Here is a 7,116-nt window from a genome sequence, read left to right as displayed (position 1 = left end):
GGCTGTTCTCCGGCGCGGTGGTGAAGCCGATCTGGTTGTTCACCACGATGTGCACGGTGCCGCCGACGCGGTAGCCGCGCAGGCCCGACATGTTCAGCGTCTCGGCGACCACACCCTGACCGGCGAAGGCCGCGTCACCGTGCAGCATCAGCGGCACGACGGAGAAGGTGCGCGCCTCCTCGCCCTTGGTGACCAGGTCCTCCTTGGTGAGCAGGTCCTGCTTGGCGCGGACCAGGCCCTCCAGCACCGGGTCGACCGCCTCGAGGTGCGACGGGTTGGCGGTCAGCGACACCTCGATGTCGTTGTCGCCGAACATCTGGATGTAGGTGCCGTGCGCGCCGAGGTGGTACTTCACGTCGCCCGAGCCGTGCGTGGCGGCCGGGTTCATATTGCCCTCGAACTCGGTGAAGATCTGCGAGTAGGGCTTGCCGACGATATTGGCCAGCACGTTCAGGCGGCCACGGTGCGGCATGCCGATGACGACCTCGTCGAGCGCGTGCTCGGCGCACTGGTCGATGACGGCGTCCATCATCGGGATGACCGACTCCGCGCCCTCCAGCGAGAAGCGCTTCTGGCCGACGTACTTCGTCTGCAGGAACGTCTCGAAGGCCTCCGACGCGTTGAGCCGGCTCAGGATGTACTTCTGTTGCGCGACAGTGGGCCTGGCGTGCTTCTGCTCCACCCGCTCCTGGATCCACGCCAGCTGCTCGGGGTCGAGGATGTGGGTGTACTCCACGCCGACGTGGCGGCAGTACGCGTCGCGCAGCAGCGAGAGCACGTCGCGCAGCTTCATCCGCTCCTGGCCGTGGAAGCCCGCGACGTTGAATTCGCGATCCAGGTCCCACAGCGTCAGGCCGTGCTGGGTGACATCGAGGTCCGGGTGGCTGCGGAACTTGTCCTTCACCAGCCGCAGCGGATCGGTGTCGGCCATCAGGTGGCCGCGGTTGCGGTAGGCGGCGATGAGCTCCTGCACGCGGACGCTCTTGTCGACGCCGCGCTCCTTGATGTCCTTGCGCCACCGCACCGGCTCGTAGGGCACGCCCATGCCGTGGAAGATGTCGTCGTAGAACTCGTCGGAGATCAGCAGCTGGTGGATGGTGCGCAGGAAGTCACCGGACTCCGCACCCTGGATGATGCGGTGGTCGTAGGTGGAGGTCAGCGTCATCAGCTTGCCGATGCCGATCTCGGCCAGCTGCTGGTCGCTCATGCCCTGGAACTCGGCCGGGTACTCCATGGCGCCCGCGCCGATGATCGCGCCCTGGCCCGCCATCAGGCGCGGCACCGAGTGGTTGGTGCCGATGGTGCCCGGGTTGGTCAGCGAGATGGTGACGCCGGAGAAGTCCTCCGCGCCCAGCTTGCCGTCGCGGGCGCGGCGGACGATGTCCTCGTAGGCGGTGTGGAACTGCGCGAAGGTCATGGTCTCGCAGTTCTTGATGGCCGCGACGACCAGTGTGCGGTTGCCGTTCTTCCCGGGTAGGTCGATGGCCAGGCCCAGGTTGGTGTGGGCCGGGGTGACCGCGTTCGGCTTGCCGTCGACCTCCGCGAAGTGGCGGTTCATGTTCGGGAACGACTTGACCGCCTGCACGATCGCGTAGCCCAGCAGGTGGGTGAACGAGATCTTGCCGCCTCGGGTGCGGGCCAGGTGGTTGTTGATGACCAGGCGGTTGTCGATCATCAGCTTCGCCGGGATGGCGCGCACGCTGGTCGCGGTCGGGATCGTCAGCGAGGCCGACATGTTCTTGACGATGGCGGCGGCCGGGCCGCGCAGCACCTTCGCCTCGTCCGCCGACTCGGCGGCCTTCGGGGCGCCGGTGGTCGGCGCGGCGTTGGAGGCCGGGGCCGGGGTGGTCTGGGGTGCCCGCGCCTGCGGCGGGGCGGCGGCCGCGGAGGCGGCGGTGTTCACCTTCGGGGCGGGCGGAGTGGCGTTCTGGGCCGCCGGCGCCTGCGCGGGTGCGGGCGCGGCGGCGGGCGCCTGCGGTGCGGGCGCGGCGTTCGTCGGTGCTGCTGCGGTGCCTGCGACCGGCGTAGCGTCAACACCCGCCGCCCGGCCCGAGCTGTTGGTCTCGCCCGTCGTTTCCGGCGTGTAGTCGGCCAGGAACTCGTGCCAGCTCTCATCGACAGACGACGGGTCTTGCTTGTACTTCTGGTACATCTCGTCGACAAGCCACTGGTTCTGTCCGAACTGGGATGTTGAGCTGCTCACAGCAGGTGTTCGCCTCATTTCGTTCTTTGCGCTGCGACGTTTGTGACGTGCTCGGCACGGGTAATCGGCGTGTTGCATGCCGATGCGCCCTTTCTGAGGATAGGCCCAGGCTCGGCACAGCGCCCCATGGCGGTCTCCGCGGGTTTCTTCGGATTGCGCAAAGCTTTCGCCTCCATCCCCGTGGTGCGTGCCGCGAGGCGCCTATCGACTGCCGGACAGACCCAGCCTCATATGTGACGACCCGTCCGGAGTCGAGAATATTCCTACCTCCGAGCGTGCCACCGACCACAGTCGGGAATAGATTCCCCCGGCCTCGACGAGCTGGTCGTGGGTGCCGATCTCGGCGATGCGCCCGCGGTCCACGACGGCTATGCGATCGGCCCGGGCGGCCGTCGCCAATCGGTGCGCGACGATCACCGCGGTGCGGCCCTGGCCCGTTCCCGCGCGCACCAGCGAACTGCTCGCTGCCAGTACTTTCTCCTCGCTGTCGGGGTCCAGTACCGCGGTGGCCTCGTCCAGGAGCAGCAGGTCCGGGTCGACCAGCTCGGCGCGGGCCAGGGCGACGAGCTGGCGCTGCCCGGCCGACAGGCCGCGCCCGCCCTCGCCGACCGGCTGCCCCATGCCGCGGGGCAGGGTGGCGATCATGTCCAGCGCTCCGACCGTCGCGGCGGCCCGTTCGATCTGTGCTCGTGTGGCGAAAGGTTTCCCGAATGCAATGTTGCTGGCAACGTCGCCGGTGAAGAGGTGAGCTTCCTGCGGGACGACGCCGAGGCGGGCGCGGTAGTCGGCGAGGCGGTAGTCGCGCACGTCCACGCCGTCGACGCGGATCGCTCCGGCGATGTCTCGACCGGCGTCGCTGTGCGGCAGATCATAAAGGCGTGCCAGGAGTTTCACGATCGTCGACTTGCCCGCGCCGGTCTCGCCGACCAGGGCCAGGGTGGTTCCGGCCGGGATGCGCAGCGAAACTTTTTCCAGGGCAGGAGATTTCGCGTCCTGATACCGGAAGCTCACGTCGTCGAAGGCGACGTCGGCGCGCATCCGTTCCGGGACGTCGGCCGCGTCGGCCGGATCGGGCGCGATCGATGACGGGGTGCGCAGCAGCGCCTCGATCCGGCGCAGGCCCACCCGCGCCTGCTGATAGCCGTCGAACACCTGCGAGAGCTGCATGATCGGGCTGAACAGCAGGCCGAGGTACAGCACGAAGGCCACCAGCGTGCCCGCGGTCGTGGTGCCGTGCGCCACCTCGCGCGCGCCCACGTAGACCACGGCCGCCAGCGCCAGATCGGCCCAGGCGACGACGAAGGCGAAATACAGTGCGATGGCGCGCTGTGCCCGCATCCGGGCGCGGCGGTAGGCGTCGGAGTAGCCGGTGAAGCGCTGCGCCGCATGCGGTTCGTGCCGGTAGGCCTGGGTGGCGCGGAGTCCGGCGACATTCTCCTGGAAGTCCGCGTTCACCGTGGCCACGCGCTCCCGCGAGGCCGAGTACGCGGCCGCCGATACCCTGCGGAAGATCAGGGTCGCCCCGATCAGCGGCGGCAGGGTGGCGAAGACCACGGCGGCCAGCCGCGGATCGATGATCAGCAGCGCCACCGCGATGCCACCGGCCGTGCCGATGCTGATCAGCGCGTTGCCCAGGCCGGTCTGCAGGAACGTCGAGAGCGCGTCGATATCGGTGGTCATCCGGGTCATGATCCGGCCGGACAGCTCGCGCTCGTAGTAGTCCAGGCCGAGCCGCTGCAGGTGCGCGTAGCTGCGCACCCGCAGCCCGTACAGCACCCGCTCCCCACCGCGCGCCGACAGCAGCGTGCCGCCCGCCTCGACCACCCAGCTCAGCAACACCAGCACGGCCCCGCCGATGGCCGCCACCGCCAGCACCCGCGCGCTCCCCGCGGCCACCCCGTCATCGAGGGCGTACCGGGTCAGTGCCGGAAATGCCACGGCGATAACGGCATCCGCGGCCAGCATCGTCACCACGGCCAGCAGCAGCCACCGCACCGGTTTCAGCAGCCGCACCAGCTTGAAATTCGGCTCCGGTCGCTCCAGCCCGCGATCATCGAGCCCGGGGATCTCCGTAGCCGCGGGCAGCCGCGCGAGGTCGCCCCGAATCTCGGGCGGCACATCGCCATCCCCGAAATTGCCTGACTCGGCCCCAACGCCGTTCCCGTCGGCACCCGGCACCCTCTTCCGCACGCGGGCACGCTCCTGCGCGGTGTCACTGCCCGCGTTTCGGGCTGGCTCTCGCGCGGCGTCACCGCCCGCATTTCCGGCATGCTCTTGGCCGGAATCTATTGTGGTCGAGGTGGTTTCGTTGGGTTCGGGCCAGAGGGGGCCGGGGTCGTCGGTCGAATTCGTGGGCGTGAGGCGGATTATGCGGTCGGCGTGGGCGAGGGTGGACTCGCGGTGGGCGAGAATCAGTGTGGTGCGGCCGTTGTCGTTCGGCAGGGTGTCGAAGATGGCGGCCTCGGTGACGGCGTCTACCGCGGAGGTGGCGTCATCGAGAATCAGGATGCGGGGGTCGGCCAGCAGCGCGCGGGCCAGCGCCAGTCGCTGGCGCTGACCACCGGACAGGGTGAGGCCGCGCTCGCCGACCATCGTGTCGTAACCGTCCGGCAGTTCGCCGATGAATCCGTCGGCGGCGGCCAGTTCGGCGGCCCGGCGGATCTCGTCGGGCGTGGCATCGGGATGGCCCAGCGCGATATTGGCGGCGACGGTGTCGGAGAACAGGAACGGTTCGTCGAACACCACGCTCACCGCGGCCCGCAGATCGGCCGCCCGCGCATCGGCGATGTCCACCTCGGATTCGTTGCTCCGCAGGGCGATGCGTCCGGAATCCGGCGCGAACAGGCGGGGCAGAAGCAGTGCGAGGGTGGACTTTCCGGAACCGGCGGGGCCGATGATCGCGACGGTCTCGCCGGGCCGCACGGACAGATCGAAGTCGCGCAGCACCGGGCGGTCCGGGTCGAAACCGAAGGTGACCGAGCGCATTTCGATGCCGAGCGGGCCGTCGGGCAGCGGTTGCGGGTCGGGCGGGTCGGTCTCGGCGGGCGCCGAATCGATGACCTGGAAGACGCGTTCGGCGGCGGCGCGGGTCAGCTGCGCCATGACGATCACGTTCGACACGATGCGGGTGCTCGAGGCCAGCATGGTGACGTACGCGGCGAACGCGAGGAACGTGCCCACCCCGATCACGCCGCGCAGGGCCAGCGTGCCGCCGAGCGCGATCACCACGACCATGCCGATCTGCGGGATCGCCGCCACCGTCGGCGCGAACCGGGAGTCGATGCGCGCGGCCCGCATTCGCTCCGAGTACAGCCGCCGCCCGTGCCCCTCGAGCAGGTGGACCATCCGGCCCTCCTGCCCGAAGCCCTTCACCACCCGGACGCCGGTGACCGTCTCCTCGACGTGCTGGGCGAGGTCGGCGGCGCGCTGCTGGGCCGACCAGGTGGCCGCGTGCAGCAGCGGCCGGGTGCGGTACACCACCACGCCCAGCGCGGGCACCGTCAGCAGCGCCACCACCGCCAGCAGCGGCGACAGCACCAGCATCACCGCGGCGGCCAGGACGAAGATCAGCAGCGAGGCCGCCGACAGCGGCGCCATGGCCAGCAGTCCCTGCACCAGTTGCAGATCGGTGATCGATCGCGACACCACCTGCCCGGTGCGCAGCGAGTCCTGGCCCGGCCCGTCGTAGCGGTGCAGCGCCGTCAGCAGCGAGACCCGCAGCCCGTGCTGGACATCCAGGGCCAGGCGGCCGGCCATCCATCGCCGCCCGTACGCGGCCGCGAAGCGCGCCGCCGCCAGCAGCACCAGCACGATCGCTATCGCGCCGATGGCCCGCGTATCGCCGACGCGCGCGCTGTCGAGCGCCTGCTTGGCCGCCAGCGGCGCGGCGACCTCCGCCAGCGCGCCACCGATCACGGCGGCGATAACGCCGGTCAGCAGCTTCGGGTGCGCTCGACACGCGGCCCACAGTCGGCGTATCCACCCGGGGCCGCGCTGTGCGGTGGCGTCGGCGTCAGTCATATGAGTTCGAAACTACCGACGCCCACCGACACCACTTTGTTCCCGCGGCTGTGCGGCCCGTCTCGCACTCACGCCACCGAAATCTCCCCGTCGTCCCGGCGTACGCCGGGACCGCTCAGATCTCGCGCTCGCGCAGGTACCACCACGCCGCGCCACCGGCGGCCGCGGCCCAGAGCAGCAGGACGACGACCGAGGCCGCGCTCGGCGGCAGGAACGGGCTCTTCGGGAACGAGTCGACCGCGACCGTGCCGACGGTCGCCGAGCCGGGGAGCATTGCCGCGAAACCGGGAACGCCGATTCCGTTCATGACCACCCACAGCAGCGGCTCGACGACCACCAGCCACGCGGCCATCGCGCCGATCGCCGGGACCGCGGAGCGCAGCAGCAACCCGAGGCTCGCGCCGATCACGCCCCAGCACGCCGGCGCCAGCAGGCCACCGCCGAAAACGGTCGCCAGCCGCAGCCCGAACTCGATCTCGTCTCGTCCGAATATCGCCAGTGCGAGCGCGGCGCCCACCTCCGCAGCCAGCGCGAGCAGCAGCGAATAGCCAGCGGCCACAGCGAGTTTCGTGCCGCACAGCACGTCGCGATCGGGGGTGAACAGGGCGGTCAGCGGCATACTCCCGAAGCGATACTCGCCGCCCGACCCGAGCGCCGCGAACACCGCGCCCGTGACCAGCGCCGTCGCTATACCCAGGTAGATGCCGATGCTGGCGGTGCCGGTCGCCAGCGCCTGATCCTTCTGCGGCCCGGTGCCGGTGATCGCCGTGACGGCCGTGGCCACGAACCCGATCGCGGCGCATACCGGGATCAGCATCCAGCCCGCGCGCAGCGTGGTGATCTTGCGGATCTCGACGGTGGCGGCCCGGCTCACGTCCGTGGGCACGGTCAGA

At 70.1% G+C, this 7,116-nt stretch carries 3 protein-coding genes; all 3 read right to left on the bottom strand.

The genetic code is table 11. From position 1 onward, the window contains the following. On the bottom strand, positions 1–2,221 hold a 2,221-nt coding region (locus tag NM1_RS01685; protein WP_157123824.1), incomplete at its 3' end, for a multifunctional oxoglutarate decarboxylase/oxoglutarate dehydrogenase thiamine pyrophosphate-binding subunit/dihydrolipoyllysine-residue succinyltransferase subunit. A gap of 183 nt (positions 2,222–2,404) precedes the next feature. Then, on the bottom strand, positions 2,405–6,223 hold the full coding sequence (locus NM1_RS01680; protein WP_068012996.1) for an ABC transporter ATP-binding protein: 3,819 nt from the start codon (positions 6,221–6,223) through the stop codon (positions 2,405–2,407). Positions 6,224–6,338: 115 nt separating this feature from the next. Beyond that, on the bottom strand, positions 6,339–7,109 hold the full coding sequence (locus NM1_RS01675; protein ID WP_147288918.1) for an ABC transporter permease: 771 nt from the start codon (positions 7,107–7,109) through the stop codon (positions 6,339–6,341). Positions 7,110–7,116 lie beyond the last annotated feature (7 nt).

Source organism: Nocardia mexicana NBRC 108244, from assembly GCF_001613165.1.
In the GTDB taxonomy this organism is placed as follows: Bacteria; Actinomycetota; Actinomycetes; order Mycobacteriales; family Mycobacteriaceae; genus Nocardia; species Nocardia mexicana.
The sequence above is the reverse complement of the archived record's forward strand: the minus strand, read 5'-3'. Positions and strand labels throughout refer to the sequence as shown.

Bases quoted from the DNA above. Each gene is read 5' to 3' on its own strand.
- NM1_RS01680 (WP_068012996.1), bottom strand. From the start codon at position 6,223: ATGACTGACGCCGACGCCACCGCACAGCGCGGCCCCGGGTGGATACGC.